Source organism: Rhizobium album (assembly GCF_003122325.1).
GTDB classification, from domain to species: Bacteria; Pseudomonadota; Alphaproteobacteria; order Rhizobiales; family Rhizobiaceae; genus Metarhizobium; species Metarhizobium album.
This window is the reverse complement of record NZ_QFBC01000004.1, coordinates 68,600-86,374: the sequence shown is the minus strand read 5'-3', so window position 1 is coordinate 86,374 and position 17,775 is coordinate 68,600. Positions and strand designations below refer to the sequence as shown.

The 17,775-nt window shown below is 62.3% G+C and carries 21 protein-coding genes; 13 read left to right on the top strand and 8 right to left on the bottom strand.

Going from position 1 to position 17,775, the window contains the following annotated elements:
• Positions 1–152 precede the first annotated feature (152 nt).
• A complete protein-coding gene (locus tag DEM27_RS34960; protein ID WP_280954512.1) occupies positions 153–1,034 on the bottom strand; it encodes a calcium-binding protein in 882 nt (293 codons plus the stop codon).
• Between the two features lie 139 nt (positions 1,035–1,173).
• Between DEM27_RS34960 and DEM27_RS11060 the strand changes: the two genes are divergently transcribed.
• Genes DEM27_RS11060 through DEM27_RS11050 form a run of 3 tightly spaced genes read left to right on the top strand, consistent with a single transcriptional unit; the run spans position 1,174 to position 3,536 of the window.
• Positions 1,174–1,515: a PepSY domain-containing protein gene (locus tag DEM27_RS11060; protein ID WP_109458298.1), complete on the top strand. Its 342-nt coding sequence runs from the start codon at positions 1,174–1,176 to the stop codon at positions 1,513–1,515.
• On the top strand, positions 1,516–2,181 hold the full coding sequence (locus DEM27_RS11055) for a response regulator transcription factor (RefSeq protein WP_109458297.1): 666 nt from the start codon (positions 1,516–1,518) through the stop codon (positions 2,179–2,181).
• The gene (locus tag DEM27_RS11050; RefSeq protein WP_109458296.1) at positions 2,178–3,536 is read left to right on the top strand and encodes a sensor histidine kinase; all 1,359 of its coding nucleotides are present in this window, start codon (positions 2,178–2,180) and stop codon (positions 3,534–3,536) included. Before DEM27_RS11055 ends, DEM27_RS11050 begins: the two co-directional genes overlap by 4 nt.
• A gap of 40 nt (positions 3,537–3,576) precedes the next feature.
• Here the strand turns inward: DEM27_RS11050 and DEM27_RS11045 are convergent, their stop codons facing one another.
• A complete protein-coding gene (locus tag DEM27_RS11045; protein ID WP_109458295.1) occupies positions 3,577–3,846 on the bottom strand; it encodes a PepSY domain-containing protein in 270 nt (89 codons plus the stop codon).
• Here DEM27_RS11045 and DEM27_RS33580 point away from each other — a divergent pair.
• Genes DEM27_RS33580 through DEM27_RS11035 form a run of 3 tightly spaced genes read left to right on the top strand, consistent with a single transcriptional unit; the run spans position 3,833 to position 6,059 of the window.
• Positions 3,833–4,252 (top strand): hypothetical protein, encoded by a 420-nt coding sequence (locus DEM27_RS33580; protein WP_128755492.1) that lies wholly within the window; start codon positions 3,833–3,835, stop codon positions 4,250–4,252. The two genes, DEM27_RS11045 and DEM27_RS33580, sit on opposite strands and share 14 nt — an antisense overlap.
• 45 nt (positions 4,253–4,297) lie before the next feature.
• On the top strand, positions 4,298–5,680 hold the full coding sequence (locus DEM27_RS11040) for an NAD(P)/FAD-dependent oxidoreductase (protein WP_109458294.1): 1,383 nt from the start codon (positions 4,298–4,300) through the stop codon (positions 5,678–5,680).
• Between the two features lie 22 nt (positions 5,681–5,702).
• On the top strand, positions 5,703–6,059 hold the full coding sequence (locus tag DEM27_RS11035; protein ID WP_109458293.1) for a cupin domain-containing protein: 357 nt from the start codon (positions 5,703–5,705) through the stop codon (positions 6,057–6,059).
• Positions 6,060–6,076: 17 nt separating this feature from the next.
• Here DEM27_RS11035 and DEM27_RS11030 read toward each other — a convergent pair whose 3' ends face one another.
• Entirely contained in the window at positions 6,077–6,535 is a 459-nt protein-coding gene (locus DEM27_RS11030; RefSeq protein ID WP_109458292.1) for a YbaK/EbsC family protein, read from the bottom strand.
• A gap of 360 nt (positions 6,536–6,895) precedes the next feature.
• On the opposite strand from DEM27_RS11030, the gene DEM27_RS11025 reads away from it, so the two are divergent.
• Positions 6,896–8,137 carry an SAM-dependent methyltransferase gene (locus DEM27_RS11025; RefSeq protein WP_109458291.1) on the top strand — a complete coding sequence of 414 codons (1,242 nt, stop codon included), beginning with the start codon at positions 6,896–6,898 and terminating at the stop codon, positions 8,135–8,137.
• Here the strand turns inward: DEM27_RS11025 and DEM27_RS11020 are convergent.
• Entirely contained in the window at positions 8,134–8,487 is a 354-nt protein-coding gene (locus tag DEM27_RS11020; protein WP_109458652.1) for a DUF1428 domain-containing protein, read from the bottom strand. The genes DEM27_RS11025 and DEM27_RS11020 overlap by 4 nt on opposite strands.
• A 110-nt stretch (positions 8,488–8,597) precedes the next feature.
• Positions 8,598–9,275 carry a TetR/AcrR family transcriptional regulator gene (locus DEM27_RS11015; protein ID WP_109458290.1) on the bottom strand — a complete coding sequence of 226 codons (678 nt, stop codon included), beginning with the start codon at positions 9,273–9,275 and terminating at the stop codon, positions 8,598–8,600.
• Positions 9,276–9,483: 208 nt separating this feature from the next.
• On the opposite strand from DEM27_RS11015, the gene DEM27_RS11010 reads away from it, so the two are divergent.
• From DEM27_RS11010 to DEM27_RS10995, 4 genes are all read left to right on the top strand, one after another.
• Positions 9,484–10,689: a multidrug effflux MFS transporter gene (locus DEM27_RS11010; RefSeq protein WP_109458289.1), complete on the top strand. Its 1,206-nt coding sequence runs from the start codon at positions 9,484–9,486 to the stop codon at positions 10,687–10,689.
• 162 nt (positions 10,690–10,851) lie between these two features.
• Positions 10,852–11,454 carry a TetR/AcrR family transcriptional regulator gene (locus tag DEM27_RS11005; RefSeq protein ID WP_109458288.1) on the top strand — a complete coding sequence of 201 codons (603 nt, stop codon included), beginning with the start codon at positions 10,852–10,854 and terminating at the stop codon, positions 11,452–11,454.
• A gap of 70 nt (positions 11,455–11,524) precedes the next feature.
• Positions 11,525–12,649, top strand: coding sequence for an efflux RND transporter periplasmic adaptor subunit (locus DEM27_RS11000; protein WP_109458287.1), 1,125 nt, complete (start codon positions 11,525–11,527; stop codon positions 12,647–12,649).
• 26 nt (positions 12,650–12,675) lie between these two features.
• The gene (locus tag DEM27_RS10995) at positions 12,676–15,816 is read left to right on the top strand and encodes an efflux RND transporter permease subunit (RefSeq protein WP_109458286.1); all 3,141 of its coding nucleotides are present in this window, start codon (positions 12,676–12,678) and stop codon (positions 15,814–15,816) included.
• Positions 15,817–15,891: 75 nt separating this feature from the next.
• Here the strand turns inward: DEM27_RS10995 and DEM27_RS10990 are convergent, their stop codons facing one another.
• Positions 15,892–16,386: a pyridoxamine 5'-phosphate oxidase family protein gene (locus DEM27_RS10990; RefSeq protein ID WP_109458285.1), complete on the bottom strand. Its 495-nt coding sequence runs from the start codon at positions 16,384–16,386 to the stop codon at positions 15,892–15,894.
• A 59-nt stretch (positions 16,387–16,445) separates the two neighbouring features.
• Positions 16,446–16,613 (bottom strand): hypothetical protein, encoded by a 168-nt coding sequence (locus DEM27_RS33970; RefSeq protein WP_165823396.1) that lies wholly within the window; start codon positions 16,611–16,613, stop codon positions 16,446–16,448.
• 132 nt (positions 16,614–16,745) lie between these two features.
• Between DEM27_RS33970 and DEM27_RS10980 the strand changes: the two genes are divergently transcribed.
• Both DEM27_RS10980 and DEM27_RS10975 read left to right on the top strand, forming a co-directional pair.
• The gene (locus DEM27_RS10980; RefSeq protein WP_109458283.1) at positions 16,746–17,006 is read left to right on the top strand and encodes a hypothetical protein; all 261 of its coding nucleotides are present in this window, start codon (positions 16,746–16,748) and stop codon (positions 17,004–17,006) included.
• Between the two features lie 61 nt (positions 17,007–17,067).
• On the top strand, positions 17,068–17,307 hold the full coding sequence (locus DEM27_RS10975; RefSeq protein WP_109458282.1) for a DUF2188 domain-containing protein: 240 nt from the start codon (positions 17,068–17,070) through the stop codon (positions 17,305–17,307).
• Between the two features lie 58 nt (positions 17,308–17,365).
• Here DEM27_RS10975 and DEM27_RS10970 read toward each other — a convergent pair whose 3' ends face one another.
• Positions 17,366–17,764: a (R)-mandelonitrile lyase gene (locus DEM27_RS10970; RefSeq protein ID WP_109458651.1), complete on the bottom strand. Its 399-nt coding sequence runs from the start codon at positions 17,762–17,764 to the stop codon at positions 17,366–17,368.
• Positions 17,765–17,775: the final 11 nt, after the last annotated feature.

Here is a 17,775-nt window from a genome sequence, read left to right as displayed (position 1 = left end):
GCCTTGCTGCTGCCCGCGTGTGAAGCGCCGCCAGGGCGAGGGCAAGCTGTATTTCAAGCGGATCAATGCTGCCTGAGGCATGATCGGGCGTGTTGCCGGGAAAACATCGGTATCGGCTGAAATGATTCCAGCCGATACCTGTATGGCGTCAATCAGATGAAGAAGAAATCCGAGGATTTCAACTGGCTGAGCGTCGTATCGTCGAACGTCAGAGCCGCGCCCCCGAAGTCGATCCTGACATCGTCTCCGCCATCGATGCTGCGCGCCATGGCCATCATTTCGGAAAAATTCGAAGCTCCGAGAGATTTCGAAATCACCACCCGGTCCGTGCCTGGTTTGAAATCCTCGATCTCCGTTATACCTTTCGAAAATACGAATGTGTCGGCGCCGGCGCCCCCCTCGAGTTCGTTGCGGCCGCCGCCGCCATCGAGACGATCGTTACCCGCACCACCTTCGAGGTCGTCGTTGCCGTCCCCGCCAAGAAGCGTGTCGTTGCCTGCAGTTCCTACATATCGATCATTGTCTTGCGTCGGACCGTTGATGGGACCCTCGCTTGCCTTGAAGCCGAAATGTTCGGCTCTCAGCGCATTCAGGCTCGTATCCTCGAGCAGAAGGGTGTTGCCGTTGCCGAAATCGAAGAGAACGTCGTCGCCATCATCGACTATCCGTGCCTTGCCCATCAATTCCGCGAAGGACTCGATTCTCAGCGATGCATCGAGCTTGATCTCGTCGTCCCAGATGCTGAAATCGTCGATCGTATCGCGCCCGCTGCCATATATGAAAAGATCGCGCCCCGCGCCGCCTTCGAGGTCGTCATGACCCGCGCCGCCGATCAGGGTGTCGTCGCCCGCTCCGCCTTCCAGTTCGTCATGCCCCGTGCCGCCATCGAGATAATCGTTGCCGTCGCCGCCTTCGAGGTCGTCATTGCCGCCATAGCCGTGCAAGCTGTCGTTGCCGGCAAGTCCTGAAATATCGTCTGCGGCTGCCGTTCCCTTCATGAGATCCGCTGCCCTGGTTCCTCTCAGTTGTGCCATAATCTGCTCCTTCATTGCCGAGGTTTATGGAAGGCAAAGCATCGCCCTCCACTCGGAAATGTTCTAAAAGCCTTTTCCTGCCCGTAATCTGACAGCCGGCGTCAGTGAAACGTCAGGCTCACTCCGTTACAGCGCACGCATGACAATTCGAAGCGGCATTCACCTCATCGCAGCCTGTTTGACGGCGATCCTCATCGCACTGATTCCCATCACTGCGTTCAGCGACACCACGCGTGATGATGACGATGCACGCGAACACTACGAGGCGCAGCAGGCGCTGAAGAGCGGAAAGATCAGGCCGCTGGAGGAAATCATCGCCACGGTGCGCAAGGAGATACCCGGCGACATCATCGAAATCGAATTTGAAAACGACGACGGGCGGTATATCTACGAGATGGAAATCATCCAGCCGTCGGGGCAGATCATCGAGATCGAGATCGATGCGACGACGAAGGTCATTCTCGGGCGCGAGGACAGTTGATTGCGAGTTCTGGTCGTTGAGGATGACGAACGTATCAGCGAAGATATCAGCACCGTTCTGACCTCCTCCGGCTATGCCGTGGATGGTGTGCGCGATGGCGAAACGGCGTGGTTCAAAGGTGACACGGAAGAATATGCGCTCGTCGTGCTCGACCTCGGCCTGCCCAAACTGGACGGCATATCCATCCTCAAGCGATGGCGCGCCAACGGCCGGCATATGCCGGTTCTTGTCCTGACCGCACGTGGCAGTTGGGCGGAGCGCGTCGAGGGCATCGACGCCGGGGCGGACGACTACCTTCCAAAGCCCTTTCAGTTCGAAGAGCTTCTCGCCAGGGTCAGGGCCCTCATTCGCCGCTCCGTCGGCCACGGCGCGGCGACGATCGAAATCGGCGACCTGACGATCGATACGCGCAGCATGCGCGTCAGTCTCGGCGGCCTGCCGCAATCCCTGACACCATTCGAGTATCGCCTCGTTTCGTATCTCGCGCATCATCGCGACCGCGTCGTGTCGGCGAGCGAACTGCTGGACCACGTTTACGGCGACGACTTCTCGAGGGAGGCGAACGCGCTCGAGGCGCTGATCACGCGGCTTCGGAAGAAACTGGGAGCCTCCGTCATCACCACCCGCCGCGGGTTCGGCTACAGCATGCCCGACGAGGCGAAATGAGCCGTCGTTCCCTCCGGCTGCGGCTTGCGCTTGCGGGCGTCGTCTCATGCGGGCTGGCGTTGATCTTCGCCTTTTTCGGGCTTTCGCTTTTGTTTGAGCGCCATGTGGAGCGCCGCATCCTGGACGAACTCACGGTCCATCTGGACCAGGTCATCGCCGGCCTCGACCGAACTGCGAACGGCCATATCGACGTTCTCCGGCTGCCCGCCGATCCGCGCTTCCGGATGCCGCTTTCCGGCTTGTACTGGCAGATCGACGTCGAGGGTACGCAGCGATTTTCCCGGTCACTCTGGGATACCGCGTTGACGCTTCCCGACATCCACAGGCCGGGAGTGCAGCAGGCCAGCATAGCAGGACCGGCAGGTGTCTCGCTGATCGCTGTCGTCAGGGACATCACGACGGAAGCGAGACTTGGTCATACTCCCGTGCAGGCAGCCGTCGCCATCGATCGCTCGGTGATCGATCAGGCGACCGCCGCCTATCGCCGCGATATGATCCCTTATCTCGCCCTGCTGGCGGCGGTGCTGCTGATTGCGAGCATGATCCAAATTTTTATCGGCTTGCAACCGCTCGCGGATCTGCGCAGGCGCATAACCCTGATCCGCAACGGAAGCGTAGATCGCCTGGGTGAGGCCTTTCCCGACGAGGTCCTTCCCCTGACGGTGGAAGTGGACGCTCTCCTGCAAGTCCGTGACGATCAGCTGCAGCGCGCCAGAGAACGCGCTTCCGCGCTTGCGCACGGCTTCAAGACACCGCTTCAGGTGCTGACAGGTGATGTTTCGCGCCTGGAGGCGGCCGGACAAGCTGCCATTGCGAAAGACCTCGACACCGTCATCAAGGCGATGCGCAGACTGGTCGATCATGAAATGACCCGTGCGCGGATTGCCGTCAGCGGCCACCGCGCCAGCTCGGATCTGGCAAAGGTCGCCGCCGGTGTGATTGCAGTTGCACGCCGCACGCCCGACGGCCAGCGCATCGATTGGAAGATGAAGCTGCAGGGACCGCTCCTCGTGCGCATGGATGCGGACGACCTCGCGGAGGTTCTGGGCAACCTGGCGGAAAACGCGATGCGATACGGCAAGTCCGAGGTCACCGTTTATGCCGGGCGCGACGCGGAGTTCGTCGTTGCGGAATTCATCGACGATGGCCCCGGCATCCCGGAAGAGCAGCTCCAGCACGTCCTGCGCCGCGGCAACCGTCTCGACACGACGAGCGGCGGTGCGGGACTGGGGCTGGCGATCTGCGAGAGCATCATTCAGACGAGCGGGGGAACGATTGCTCTCGAAAACATGCATCCGGGTCTGCGCGTGCGCCTGGCGCTTCCAGCGGCGAGCGCCGTGCGTTCATCGTCATGATACCGCCGGCACGCCGCTTCAGGCCCGGTGGCTGCATGCTTCAGTCCTTCGGCCTGAAGCGAATGATCTCGCCCGTCACGCTGTCTATCTTCACTTCGCCCCGGACGTTTTTCGGATCGATCACCGAGGCTTCGTAATATCCGTCGTCCATCTCGATCTCGCGGATCCTATACCCCTGGGCACTGAGGGACGAGACGACGTCCGGCAGGCTTTTTCTGGCTTCCGGTGCACGCGCCTGTGCAAGGGCGGCGACGGGCAATGTGACGAGCACGGCAACCAGGATTGCAAACTTCGGCTTGGATGACATCATTTTTTCACTCCATGTTTTAAGACAACGCCAATGTTGCACAGGTTGCCCGACGGACGCTGACAGGCAATGTCAGCAAAGTGTCAGGCGCACCTCGGCGCCTGTCCGGCGGGCGACCGCTCTGGATCACGATAAAGCACCGCAGATTTGGACCTTCGTCGATCGTGCATGCTGCATTCAGCGAAGTTTCGTGACGGTCGCTGATAATGTCCGTGGCGACAGCCGCCAGACATGGCGCAACGGCTACTGTGACCGCACGCTCGACACGCGGCTGAACGGATCGTTCCACGCCATGAGACAGACAACCGTCCATGCGAAAGCGATCGCGGCGCCTTTCAAAAATACCGCGGCTGGCGTACCAAGCCTATCAAGGATGGTGACACTGCTTGCCGTGCCCCTGGGCATGTGAGGCGATGCAGCGCTTCGGGCCGGATGGCGGATGATGGATGGGACGATGAGTGCAGGCGTGAATGGTGCGGTGTCCTTCTGGTATGCCGATATCGGCGGTGTGCCGGGGTATCGGGCCCCCTTGCCGGGGGATCGCGATGCGGATGTCTGCATTGTCGGGGCTGGATATACCGGCCTTTGGACCGCCTATTATCTCCGCAAGGCGGATCCGGCGCTTCGCATCGTCGTCGTCGAGAAGGAGTTTGCCGGTTATGGCGCCTCCGGCCGCAACGGCGGATGGCTTTCGGGCGATTTCGGCTGGTCTCGCGAGCGCTACATGGCGACTTCGTCGCGCGGCAGTGTCATCGCCATGGAAAAGGCGATGGCCGGCACCGTCAACGAGGTCATCGCCGTCACCGAGGCGGAGGGCATCGACGCCGATATCGTCCGCACCGGCAACCTGCAGGTGGCGACCAACCGGGCGCAGCTCGAACGCCTCGCGGCCTATTATCGGAATTTCGCCGCATGGGAGAACGGCAAGAGCGTCGACTGGCTGGATGCGGCCGAAACGCGGCGCACCGTCAATGTTCACAATGCCCTTGGCGGGGTGATGAAACACGGCGTCGCCCGGGTGCAGCCGGCCAAGCTGGTACGCGGGCTGGCGGCAACCGTCGAGCGGCTGGGCGTGCCGATCTACGAGCAGACGGCGGTAACGGCGATATCCCGGGGGCGGGTGGAAACGACGCGGGGCACCGTGCGGGCGCCGATCGTCATCCGCGCCACGGAAGGTTTTACCGCCGGCATCGCCGGCCACCGGCGGCTCTGGCTGCCGCTCAACAGCGCGCTCATCGTCACCGAGCCGTTGCCGGAGGCGCTCTGGCAGGAGATCGGCTGGCAAGGGCGCGAACTGCTCGGCGACATGGCGCATGCCTATTGTTATGCGCAGCGCACCCGCGAAGGCCGCATCGCCATGGGCGGGCGCGGCGTTCCCTATCGTTTCGGGTCGCGCACGGACGTGCGTGGCCAGACCCAGGCGGCGACCATCGCGCAGCTTCGCGCCATTCTCCACAAGCTGTTTCCGCAGACGCAGGGGCTGCGCATCGACCATGCCTGGTGCGGCACCCTCGGCGTGCCCCGCGACTGGTGTACGACGGCGGGGCTGGACCGCGAGACCGGCATCGGCTGGGCCGGCGGTTATGTCGGGCTCGGTGTCGGATCGTCCAATCTTTCCGGCCGCACGCTCTGCGACCTCGTCCTCGGCCGCGATACCGAACTGACCGCGCTGCCCTGGGTCAACCGCTCGGTGCGCAAATGGGAGCCGGAGCCGCTGCGCTGGCTCGGCGTCCACTCCATGTACCAGCTCTATCGTATCGCCGACCGACGCGAGGATGCGGGCCTGCCGCACAGCTCACGGCTCGCCGCCTTTGCCGACCGGCTGACCGGCCACTGATCTCTTTCCAAGGATATGCACGATGATCGATTTCCTGACCTTTGCCCATCTCGCCGATATCGACCTGGGCGAACTCAGCCCCAAGCCGACCTCCTTCGAGGGCGACCAGCGTGAGGCAGCCAGGGATCTCTGGGCTTCGGAGGATGGGCGCGTCGAGATTGGCGTGTGGGAATGCACGCCGGGCCGCTTCACCGCCTCGCGCGACAACAATTCGGAAATCTGCCACATCGTTTCGGGCCGCGTCTCCCTGCACGGGGCGGACGGGCGTGTCCAGGAAGTCGGACCGGGCGAACTGCTTGTCCTGCCGCTTGGCTGGAAGGGCGAATGGACGATCCACGAGCACACACGCAAGCTGTATGTGCTTCACCACAAGGGATAGTTTTGGAGGCAGGCCGGCTACTGGCTGACGTCGACCCACTCGGCCCCGGTCAGTTCCGCCATGCGCTGGGGCGTGATCCGCACGGCGGCATTGGTCGCGCCCGCTGCGGGCACGACGATGTCGTAGGCCTGCAGGGAGACGTCGCAATAGACGGGCAGGGGTTCCGGCAGGCCGAAGGGGCAGACGCCGCCGACCGGGTGGCTGGTGGCCTTCACCACGTCTTCGGCGTCGAGCATGCGCGGCTTGCCGCCCAGGACGTCACGGGATTTCTTGTTGTCGAGCCGCGCCATGCCGCCGAGGACGACGAGAACAGTGCGTTCGCCGATGCGCAGGCAGATGGTCTTGGCGATCTGGGCCGGCTCGACGCCATGGGCTTGCGCCGCGAGCGCAACCGTTGCCGAACTGGCTTCGGTGACGATGACGGAAATGCTGGGATCATGCTCCTGGAAAAAGGAGCGAACGGATTCGAGGCTCATGGCCGAATCAATAAAGATGGAAATTTCCGCTTTCAAGCACCAAGAAAAAGCCATGCATAATTTGCAATGCTGCACTGCAATGTAGTGACTATTTTTTAATCCATTGTCGTGTATAGTCACATCATCGAAGCGGCGCACTCCTCCTCCCAGTGCCGCCCGATAGGGCTGATGACACCTCCTCCTCCCAGTCGTCAGCCAGGTTTAAGAGCCCGGCGCATCCTCCTCCCGCGCCGGGCTTTTACGTTTTTTGGCTTTTCGCCGTTTTCCCATTCTTGCAGATGCGAATTTAAGCCGTGCGATTCGATTTCGCGGTGTTACGATGCCGGCCTTCGCTGGGTTTCGTTTCCGGAAGGATGTCGCATGTTCCCGCTTTCCCACATGATGAAGTCATTCATTCGTAAAGGCCGGCTCAATGTTATCGACGCCGATGGCAGGAGGCATGTGTTTTCGGGAGGTCCCGGACCGGAGGTCACCATGCGGCTGACCGACAGGACACTGTATCGCAGCCTGGTCTTCAATTCCGAGCTTGCCGCTGGCGAGGCCTACATGAACGGCACGCTGCGTTTCGAGGAAGGCTCGACGCTCCGCGATTTCCTGCAGCTTTTCTCGATCAACCGCCTGTCGCTCGGCTCCTATCCGATCCAGAAGGTGCTGCGGGCGATCAAGATGCGTTTCCGCAAACGCCAGCAGTCGAACCGGAAGGGCCAGGCACAACAGAACGTCGCTCATCACTACGATCTCGGCAATGATTTCTACAAGCTGTTCCTCGACGAGAACATGCTCTATTCCTGCGCCTATTTCCGCGAGCCGGGCGAGACGCTGGAACAGGCGCAGCGCAACAAGCTGCGGCTCCTGGCGGCCAAGCTCGGCCTCAAGCCGGGCATGAAGGTGCTGGATATCGGCTGCGGCTGGGGTGACCTGGCGATGTACTTGGCGGCACTCGAAGATGTCGAGGTACTGGGCGTGACGCTCTCTAAGGAGCAGCAGGCGCTGGCAACCGAGCGGGCCCGGGCGGCCGGCCTGTCCGACCGGGTGACATTCGAACTGCGGGACTATCGCGACGTCACCGGCCCCTTCGACCGTATCGTGTCCGTCGGCATGTTCGAGCATGTCGGCGTGCATCACTACAACGAGTTCTTCAAGAAGCTGAACGCCTTGATGCCGGACGACGGCGTTGCCGTGCTGCATTCCATCGGCCATATGAGCCCGCCCGGCATGGCCAGTGCCTGGCTGCGCAAATACATATTCCCCGGCGCCTATTCCCCGGCCTTGTCGGAGGTGTTTTCGGTGGTGGAGCAGAACAGTCTCTGGGTTACCGACCTCGAATTCCTGCGGGTACACTACGCCACGACGCTTGCCCATTGGGGCGAGCGCTTCGAGAACAACCGCGACAAGGTCGTCGCCCTGTATGACGAGCGGTTTGCCCGCATGTGGGAGTTCTACCTGATCAGCGCGGAAATGATGTTCCGCACCGGCAGCCAGCTCGTCTTTCATATGCAGCTTTCCCGCTCGCGGGATGCGGCGCCGATCGTGCGTGATTACATCACAGATCGGCAGCGCGATTACATCGAGCGGGAGAAGGGCCTCGATCTATCGGTTTAAAGGTCCAGGAACGACTGGAAGCCGCCATAGATCATGCGTTTGCCGTCGAAGGGCATTTCCCATTTGTCGCTGCCCAGGCGCGGATCGGCCATGACCTTCTTGTTGATCTCGTCGCGCGTTTCTCTTGAGGGATAGGTGATCCAGGAGAAGACGACGATCTCGTCTTCCTTGCAGAGAACCGCCCGCGGAAACGAGGTGACCTCGCCGTAGGGCACGTCGTCGGCCAGGCACTCGACATAAGACAGGGCGCCGTATTCGCGCCAGACATTCCCGGCCACTCGAGCCATTTCCTTGTATTGATCGAGGTTCGCCTTGGGAACCGCGAGAATGAAACCATCGACATACGGCATGTTCGTCTCCTCTTCCTTGTGTGTGAACATAGGACGGAGATGGTGCCTTCCTGCCGACATCAAGGGCTAGATTTTTTTTCGGGGAACGTTTTGCGGTAAAGGCCGCGCGCTCAGGCCTCGGCGGGAGCGGGGTGCTGCACGCCGTAGGCCCGCAAAAACGTCCGCACGGCATTGCGTGCGGTGCGTTCCAGAAGGTCGTCGGAGGGGGTCTCGCCGAAAAGCACGGTCATCTGCAGGTCGGCATTGACGAGCGCCAGAAACTGGCGGGCGGCAAGGTCGAGGTCGTCGATGGCAAGCACGCCCTTGTGCGCCAGCCTTGAAAACAGCGCCGCAAGCGCCGAGCCCACCTTGCCCGGCCCATGTTGCCGCCATGTCTCGAACAGATGCGGATAGCGCTCGCCCTCGGAATAGACCAGCTTGCGCAGGAACTTTCCGTCGTGATTGCACAGGCAGCTCTGGTTGAGCCGGACGGCAAAAGCCGTCAGCTCGTTTTCCAGATTGTCGGCGGTGTCGGGAAAAGTGGCGAGCACCGAAAACAACGCTGCATTGCTGCGATCCATGACGTCTTCGACGACGGCGGTGAAAAGGGTTTCCTTTTCGCGGTAATGATTGTAGATTGTCTGCCGTGACACGCAGGCTTCGGCGGCAATCTCGTCTATGCTCGCGCCGGAAAATCCCTCCCGACAAAACACAGCAGCCGCAGCCTCCAGAATGGAGAGGCGCTTGGCGCATTGGCCGCGCTGGGCCGGGCGACCGGCCTTCATCGGCTTGTCATCGTGTCTTTTCATTCCGCCAAGATAATGCGCCTTGACGTTTTAGACAATACTGTCTAATTTGACATCTGTGTCCAAGTTTATGGACGCTCTGTTCCGGCGCGATTGGGCGCAGCTTTCCTCCGGCTGCGTGGTCACCCTGGATGCACATTCATTCCATCTCTGAAGACGTCTGCGCGCCGAAGCGTTCGCTTCCGGTCGCATTTTTCGGAAAGACATCATCATGACGACTTCATTCTTTCGCGTGGCGCTGATCCTCGGCCTGTTGTCGGCCATCGGGCCTTTTGCCATCGACATGTATCTGCCGGCCCTGCCGACCATCGGTGCGGACCTGAACGCCGACCATGGCGTCGTGCAGCTCAGCCTGCTGTTCTTCTTCATTCCTTTCGCCATCTCGCAGCTGCTTTACGGCCCTCTCTCCGACATGTGGGGCCGCAAGCCGCCGCTCTATTTCGGCATCGGCCTGTTTGCGCTGGCCAGCATCGGCTGCGCGCTCGCGACCGATATCGAAACGCTGATCGCCTTCCGTTTCCTCCAGGGCATCGGCGGGGCGGCCGGCATGGTCATTCCGCGCGCCATCGTCCGGGACATGCATACCGGCGTGAAGGCCGCCCGGCTGATGTCGCTGCTGATGCTGGTTTTCAGCGTCTCGCCGATCCTGGCGCCGCTGACCGGCAGCGCCGTGATCGAGTTCTATGGCTGGCGCGGCGTGTTCTGGGCCGTGATGATTGCCGCCTTCATCGGCCTCATCCTGCTTTCCACGCAGCTCGAAGAAACGCGGCTGAAGGAACACCGGGCCGGAAGCGGCTTCGGTACGGCGCTTGCCGCCTACCGGCTGCTGATGAAGGATCGCAACTTCCTGACGCTCACCTTCATCGGCGGCCTCGGCATTTCGAGCTTCCTCGTCTATCTCGCCAACTCGCCCTTCGTGCTCATCGAGCACTACGGGTTGACGCCGACCCAATACAGCATCGCCTTCTCGGTGAATGCCGTATCCTTCTTCACCGTGTCGCAGATGACCGGGTATCTCGGCGAGCGTTTCGGCCTCGTCCGCGTCATGCGTATCGCCGTCTGCGGATATGCGCTGACGATGCTGGCCATGCTGGTGGTCATGGGGCTCGGCATGAACCAGTTGCCTGTACTGGCGAGCTTCCTGTTCGTCGGCTACGGTTTCCTCGGCCTTGTCATCCCGACGACCTCGGTGCTGGCGCTGGAGGAGCACGGCGCCATTGCCGGCACCGCCTCGGCGCTGATGGGTACGCTGCATTTCGTCACGGCAGCCGTTGCCATGGTGATCGCCAGCCTGTTCTTCGACGGCACGGCCCTGCCGATGGTTGCCGGCATCGCCATCTGCGCTGCGGCAGCCTTTATCGTCACCCAGGCAAGGATGGGCCGGCGCCGTCTGGCAGTCGAAGCTGCTGCAGAATAAGACTTTTCCCTGTTTTCAGATCGCAGGCCCGGATCGCGCATCCGGGCCTGTTTTTATGTCCGGAATTTGCTTGCGACCTTCGTCCATTTGACAATGCGCAGCTTTCGATTTACGACTGACGAAAATTGAAAATCGTCAGTCGTAAATCGAAAGACGCCGAACATGACAGAAATCATCGAACAAGACATCTCGCGGCAGGAAAACGTCACGCGCATTCTGGATGCTGCCGAGCGGCTTTTCCGCCATTACGGCTACGCCAAGACCAATGTCGCCGACATTGCCCGGGATCTCGGCATGTCCCCGGCCAACATCTATCGCTTCTTCGCCTCGAAGACGGAGATCCACCAGGGTATCTGCGGCCGCATGCTCGCTGCCAGCTACCAGATGGCCGACGACATCTCGAAGCTGCCGGTCAGCGCCACCGAGCGTCTGCGCCGTTATGTGCATGCCCAGCACAAGATGACGCTCGAAACCATGATGGACGAAGAGAAGGTCCATGAAATGGTCATCGTCGCCATCGAGCGCGATTGGCATGTCATCGAAAAACACGTCGACAGCATCCACCGGTTGATCGCCGACGTCATCCGCGAAGGCATCGCCGCCGGCGAGTTCGTCGACCAGGATGCCGACATGGCGTCGCGCTGTTTCGGTGCGGCGACGGTGACGCTCTGCCATCCGCAGATGGTGGCCCAGTGTCTCGCCAAGGAAAATCGCGCCACGCCCGAAGAACTTGTCGAATACGCCATTCGTGCCTTGAAGAAATAAGGGCGCGTCCCGCGCCGAAGTCCGTTGTTTTCCGTATAAGGAGGGTGGCCTGAGCGCCGCCGAAAGCCCCATGACGATCAGACCCGCTGCCGCTTTTGCCGTCGTTTCCATGCTTGCCCTGGCCGCCTGCTCCGAGGAGAAGGTCGAGACGAAAGAAGTCATCCGTCCGGTCAAGGTGGTGGAGATCTCCACGAAGGAGACGACGCGTGCGCTCGACTATTCCGGCTCCGTCAAGGCGCGCACCGAGATGAACCTCGGCTTCCGCGTCGCCGGCAAGATCACCGAGCGGCTTGTCGATGTCGGTGACCGCGTCAAGCCGGGTGATCCGCTGGCGCGTGTAGATGCGGTTGATTACGGCCTGCTGGCATCGAGCGCGCAATCGAGTCTCGAAGCGGCAGAGCGGCAGGTGGAGACGACAAAACTGTCGCTCGACCGCGCCGAAAAGTTGTTCCGCCAGAACGTTTCGCCGAAATCGCAACTGGAACAGGCGCAGCTGGCCTACAACCAGGCCGTCGCAACACGCGATTCCGCCGGGTCGGCTCTGGAGCAGGCGAAAAACCAGATCGACTACACTACGCTGTCTGCCGACCGCGACGGCATCGTCGTTGCCGTCAGTGCCGACAGCGGCCAGGTGGTTTCCGCCGGAACGCCTGTCGTAACCGTCGCCGTCGATGGCGAAAAGGAAGTGCAGATCGCCGTGCCGGAAACCGAGATCGCCCATTTCGAGCCGGGCAAGGCGGTCAAGGCGACCTTCTGGTCGGATACCGGCCTGGTGCTCGACGGCAAGGTGCGGGAAGTCGCCGGCAGCGCCGACCAGGCATCGCGCACCTTCGCCGTCCGCGTCAGCCTTTCGGACGATCCGCGCGTGCGGCTCGGCATGACGGCGACAGTCAATGCATCGGCGCCGGTGGCGGAGGCGGTCATGACGGTTCCGCTGAGTGCACTTGCCAAGGATGGCGAGAAGTCGCTGGTCTGGATCGTCGATCGCGGCACCGGCACGGTGCGCAGCCGCGAGGTCAAGGTTGCCGGCTTTACCGACGACGGCGTGCGCATCGCCGAAGGCCTGCAGGTCGGGGATGCCGTCGTGGCGGCCGGCACGCAGTTCATGAGCGAGAACCTCAAGGTCAAGCTGGCGGGCTCGCATGACGAAGCCGCCCTGACCGACAAGACCGGTGCGACCAAACTGTTGCGCTAACCAACCACCTACGCGGAACCACGCCGATGGCCAAGACCACTGAAGAAAAGCGCCCGTTCAACCTGTCGCGGTGGGCAATCCAGCATCCGAGCATTGCCCGCTTCCTGTTCGGCCTGATCATCGTCACCGGCGTGATGGGCCTGATGCGCATGGGCCAGAAGGAAGACCCGGACTTCACCTTCCGCGTCATGGTCGTCCAGGCCATCTGGCCCGGTGCCTCGATCCAGGAGATGGAAGACCAGGTCGTCAACAAGATCGAGCGCAAGCTGCAGGAAACCCCGCATCTCGACTGGGTCCGCTCCTACACCCGTGCCGGCAGCGCCATCATCACCCTGCAGGTCAAGGGAGACACCAACACGGCGGAGGTCAAGGACGCCTTCTACCAGGTGCGCAAGAAGGTCGGCGACATCGAGAGCGAGCTGCCGCAAGGCCTGCTCGGCCCCTATTTCAACGACGAGTTCGGCGATACCTTCATCACCCTGCATTCGCTCAGCGGCGAGGGCTTCTCCTATCCCGAGCTGAAAAAATTCGCGATCCAGGCGCGCGACATGCTGCTGACGACGCCGGGCGTCGAAAAGGCTGTCATCATCGGCGACCAGCCGGAGAAGATCTATATCGACGTCTCGTCGAAGGCGCTGGCCGAGCGCGGCCTGACGCTTCCCGACATCCAGAACGCCATCAAGGGCCAGAATGCCGTCGATCCCGCCGGCTCGGTCGACACCGGAACGCGGTCGGTGCGCATTTCCGTCGAGGGCGACGTGACCAAGGCGGAGGACATCCGCGAGTTGCGCCTGCGCGCCGGCGGCCAGGTGACCCGTCTCGGCGATATCGCCACGGTCTCGGCCGGGCTGGAAGATCCCTACCAGCGCAAGTTCCGCTTCAACGGTGCCGACAGCGTCCAGATCGGCGTCGTCATGGCCCAAGGCTTCAAGGTGACGGATGTCGGCACCGCGGTGGAGGAAACCTATGCCCGCTTCGAGCAGGCTCTCCCCTACGGCGTCCATGTCGACCAGGTTTCCAACCAGCCCGACGTGGTGCGCGAGGCCGTCGGCGAGTTCATGAAGGCGCTCGGCGAGGCCCTGGTCATCGTGCTGGTGGTGTCGCTGCTCTCCATCGGCTGGCGCTCCGGCCTGGTGATCGCCATCACCATCCCGCTGGTGCTCGCCGCCACCTTCGCCATCATGTACGAACTCGGAATCGACCTGCAGCGCATTTCGCTCGGCGCGCTGATCATCGCGCTCGGCCTCCTGGTCGACGATGCGATGATCGTCGTCGAGATGATGGAGCGCAAGCTGGAGGAGGGGCTGGTCAAGCTGGAGGCGGCGAGCTTTGCCTATTCCTCCACCGCCTTCCCGATGCTGACGGGCACGCTGATCACCACCGCCGGCTTCATCCCGGTCGGCTTTGCCGAGTCGACCGCCGGCGAATATGTCCGCACGCTGTTCTACGTCGTCGGCATCGCCCTGGTCGTCTCCTGGTTCGTGGCGGTCTATTTCACCCCCTGGCTCGGCTACATGATCCTCAAGCAGCGCCATCACACCGGCGATCATCACGATGTCTTCGACACCGGCTTCTATCGCCGCCTGCGGACCACCGTCACCTGGGCCGTGCGCCACCGCATCATCGTGCTGGCGATGACCATCGTCACCTTCGTCACCAGCCTCTGGGCCTTCCAGTTCATTCCGCAGAACTTCTTCCCGCAATCGTCGCGGCCGGAAATTCTCGTCGATCTGTGGCTGCCGGAAGGCACGTCGATCAAGGAAGTCGAAAACCAGGCCAAGGCGCTGGAAACCCGCATCATCGACGATCCGGACAAGAAGTTCATCGCCACCTATATCGGCGAGGGCGCGCCGCGCTTCTTCCTGCCGCTCGACCAGCAATTGCGCAATCCGAACTTCGCCCAGCTGCTCGTCATGGCCAATGACGAACCGGCCCGCGAACGGCTGATCGCCAAGCTGCGCACCATTCTTGCCGAAGACTTCCCGTCGATCCGCGGCAAGGTCGACCGCCTCTTTCTCGGCCCGCCGACCGGCTGGCCGGTGCAGATGCGCATCATGGGTCCGGACCGCGACGAGGTGCGCCGCATCGCCGACCAGGTCAAGGCGAAGTTCCACGAGACCCCGCAGATCGGTGCGATCCACGACGACTGGCTGGAACCGGTGCCGGGCATGCGCCTGGAGATCGACCAGGACCGCGCCCGGGCGCTCGGCGTCACCTCGCAGCGCATCCGCCAGATGCTGCAGGCGTCCATGTCCGGCGCCCCGCTCGACGATTTCCGCGATGGCGAAGAAACCGTCTCCATCGTCGCGCGTGAGCCCGATGCGAGCCGTCACCTGCTGTCGTCGGTGGACTCGCTCTATATCCCGACGGATTTCGGCGGCTTCGTGCCCCTCTCGCAGGTCGCCCGCGTCGTGCCGGTCATGGAGCAGGGTATCGAATGGCGCCGCGACCGCCTGCCGACCATCACCGTCCGCGGCACATTGCCGGATGACGTCCAGCCCAACGACGTGACGATGAAGCTCTACAGCGATCTCCAGGGCATCCGTGACGGCCTGGCTCCGGGCTACAAGGTGGAGATACAGGGCGGCGCGGAAGATTCCGCCGAAAGCCAGCAGTCGATCGCCGCCAAGGCGCCGATCATGCTTGCCGTCATCATCGTTCTCCTGATGATCCAGCTGCAGCATTTCGGCAAGGCCATGCTGGTGCTGGCCACCGGCCCGCTCGGGATCATCGGCGCGGCCGCGGCCCTTCTGATCAGCGGCGCGCCCTTCGGCTTCGTCGCCATCCTCGGCGTCATCGCGCTGCTCGGCATCATCATGCGCAACTCGATCATCCTCGTCGACCAGATCGACCAGGATATCGCCGCCGGCATGGAGCGATCGGAAGCGATCATCGGCGCCGCCGTGCGCCGCTTCCGGCCGATCATGCTGACGGCGCTGACCGCCGTGCTGGCGCTGATCCCGATCTCGCGCGGGGTGTTCTGGGGGCCGCTCGCCTATGCCATGATGGGCGGCATCCTCGTCGCCACCGTGCTGACCATTCTGGTTCTGCCGGCGGCCTACGCGCTGTTCTTCGGCAAGGAGCCGAAGAAGAAGGTGGAATCCGGCGTTCCCGGCAACGAGAACAAGGCTGCCGCCCCCGTCCCGCCGGCCGTTGCCGCGGAGTAGGCGGGGTCGTCAAACGCCCTAGGCCTTCGGTTCTATGAACCGAAGGCCGTTCTTTTTTTGCCGGCGGGCAAGGCGTCAATGCGCTTCCTTGAGCGTCACTTCCGCAGTCTTGTCCTGATATTCTTTCTTCGGATCGGCGCCGAGCAACATCTTGATGCCGGCAAACAGACTGGATTCATCCAGCCAGATCTCCGCATGTTCGGCATCGAACCGCAGCAAGGCGAGATTGGGATCGTCCTTGCCGCCCTCGAACCAGGCGGCGACATAGCGGTTCCACAGCCGCTCGATCATGTCGCGGTCGTTGCTGAGCGAAAGCCGGCCATGCACGGTGGCAAAGACGTCGTGGTCCTTGGAGGCGAAGGTAAACAGCGCCTGCTCGACGCCGCTCAGTTCTTCCGCCAGCTCGGTATCCTTCGCCGTGAAGAACCAGATCGGTCCCTTGTCGCCCTCGATCTGCGCTGTCATCGGCCGTGGATGCTCGTCGCCATGGCCTTCGAGGCCGAGCATCACGGTGCGATCGGACTTCAGGGCCTTCCAGAATTTCGCTTCCAGTTCCTTGGGTGTCGACATCTGTGTTTCCTTTCTGTTTGCGGGGAGACCATCGAACGGCTGAAGCCGCTCAATGTTCCTCAGGCGATCAAGCGCTTTTCCGGCCTGTCGTTTTCATCCGGGTTGGGATTGGGCACCTCGTCCGGCAAGCGTTCAGGCTCCGGCTCGCCGATCGGCGGCACCGGTTCTGCCGGCGGCGGCACGGGTGGGATCGGATTGCCGGGTACCGGCTCCACGGGGTAGGACATGATACAACCTTCCATCTTGGATGATGGTTTCCAACGGTCGCACGGCCGGTTTTGTTCCGGCATCAGGCCGGGACAAGCAAAAGCTCCGATCATCCGTCTCATCAACGTTCGGAGGCGGATGCGGTGAATTTTATGGTGATCAGGGGCGGCCTGGCCGAACAGGACACCCCGGCAGCGCGCGAACCGCGGCCCGAAGACGTGACAATCGAAGCCAGGCGCCGCGTCAAGGTAGCCGGCTTCGACAGCTTGCACACCCGCTATCTTGCGACCGGCGTTCCCGTGCCGGCTGCGGTGCGTTATCTCGTGCTGCAGATCAATTATGCTGCCGAAGCGCTGGCCGGCCTAAAACCTATCCCGGCGGATTTCCGCTCCGACGCCTATTGGCCGCGATAACCGTCCTCCAGCGGAACTTTCCCGTCTGGTTTTCCGTTTATCGGCCGAATGGGAGAACAGCATGCAGATTACATATCATATCGCCCAGCACGATGGCGGCTGGGCCTACAGGCTGGGTGACGTCTGGTCCGAACCTTTCCCCACACATGATTCCGCCTTGGCGGCGGCCAAGCAGGCGGCGGCGAAACAACAGGTCGGCGGTCAGGATGCCGAAATCGATTATCAGTCGAGCGACGGCAGGTGGCACCGCGAGAGCGTCGAGGGCGGCGACCGCCCGGAGGTCGAGGTCGAAGACAAATAGGGCTTGTGTTTGCCCGCCTTACAGGCGGCATAACCACGAACCGATATTGTTCTGACGATCAGCCGGCGCCATACTCCGCATCCGTGACCAATTCCATCCAGTCGGCCACCTTGCCATCCAGCGCTTCCTGCATGGCGACATGTGTCATGTCACTGTCGGGCGCAGCCCCGTGCCAGTGTTTTTCGCCCGGCGCAAACCAGACCACGTCTCCGGCCTCAAGCGACCGCACCGGTCCGCCCCAGCGTTGCGCCAGGCCGCGGCCTTCGGTTACCAGCAGGGTCTGCCCCAGGGGATGGGTATGCCAGGCCGTGCGGGCGCCGGCCGGGAAATGCACGCTGGCGGCGCGAAGCCGGGCCGGCGCTTCCGCTTCGATCACCGGTGTGATCTGTACGGCGCCGGTAAAATGATCCTTCGAGGCGGCACGTGCCGGGCGGTCCTTGGCGCTCTTGATATCCATGTTCTGTTCCT

Coding starts and splice junctions, on each gene's coding strand:
- DEM27_RS34960 (WP_280954512.1), bottom strand. CDS start 1,034: ATGGCACAACTGAGAGGAACCAGGGCAGCGGATCTCATGAAGGGAACG.
- DEM27_RS11060 (WP_109458298.1), top strand. CDS start 1,174: ATGACAATTCGAAGCGGCATTCACCTCATCGCAGCCTGTTTGACGGCG.
- DEM27_RS11050 (WP_109458296.1), top strand. CDS start 2,178: ATGAGCCGTCGTTCCCTCCGGCTGCGGCTTGCGCTTGCGGGCGTCGTC.
- DEM27_RS11045 (WP_109458295.1), bottom strand. CDS start 3,846: ATGATGTCATCCAAGCCGAAGTTTGCAATCCTGGTTGCCGTGCTCGTC.
- DEM27_RS11040 (WP_109458294.1), top strand. CDS start 4,298: ATGAGTGCAGGCGTGAATGGTGCGGTGTCCTTCTGGTATGCCGATATC.
- DEM27_RS11035 (WP_109458293.1), top strand. CDS start 5,703: ATGATCGATTTCCTGACCTTTGCCCATCTCGCCGATATCGACCTGGGC.
- DEM27_RS11030 (WP_109458292.1), bottom strand. CDS start 6,535: ATGAGCCTCGAATCCGTTCGCTCCTTTTTCCAGGAGCATGATCCCAGC.
- DEM27_RS11025 (WP_109458291.1), top strand. CDS start 6,896: ATGTTCCCGCTTTCCCACATGATGAAGTCATTCATTCGTAAAGGCCGG.
- DEM27_RS11020 (WP_109458652.1), bottom strand. CDS start 8,487: ATGCCGTATGTCGATGGTTTCATTCTCGCGGTTCCCAAGGCGAACCTC.
- DEM27_RS11015 (WP_109458290.1), bottom strand. CDS start 9,275: ATGAAAAGACACGATGACAAGCCGATGAAGGCCGGTCGCCCGGCCCAG.
- DEM27_RS11010 (WP_109458289.1), top strand. CDS start 9,484: ATGACGACTTCATTCTTTCGCGTGGCGCTGATCCTCGGCCTGTTGTCG.
- DEM27_RS11005 (WP_109458288.1), top strand. CDS start 10,852: ATGACAGAAATCATCGAACAAGACATCTCGCGGCAGGAAAACGTCACG.
- DEM27_RS11000 (WP_109458287.1), top strand. CDS start 11,525: ATGACGATCAGACCCGCTGCCGCTTTTGCCGTCGTTTCCATGCTTGCC.
- DEM27_RS10995 (WP_109458286.1), top strand. CDS start 12,676: ATGGCCAAGACCACTGAAGAAAAGCGCCCGTTCAACCTGTCGCGGTGG.
- DEM27_RS10990 (WP_109458285.1), bottom strand. CDS start 16,386: ATGTCGACACCCAAGGAACTGGAAGCGAAATTCTGGAAGGCCCTGAAG.
- DEM27_RS33970 (WP_165823396.1), bottom strand. CDS start 16,613: ATGTCCTACCCCGTGGAGCCGGTACCCGGCAATCCGATCCCACCCGTG.
- DEM27_RS10980 (WP_109458283.1), top strand. CDS start 16,746: ATGGTGATCAGGGGCGGCCTGGCCGAACAGGACACCCCGGCAGCGCGC.
- DEM27_RS10975 (WP_109458282.1), top strand. CDS start 17,068: ATGCAGATTACATATCATATCGCCCAGCACGATGGCGGCTGGGCCTAC.
- DEM27_RS10970 (WP_109458651.1), bottom strand. CDS start 17,764: ATGGATATCAAGAGCGCCAAGGACCGCCCGGCACGTGCCGCCTCGAAG.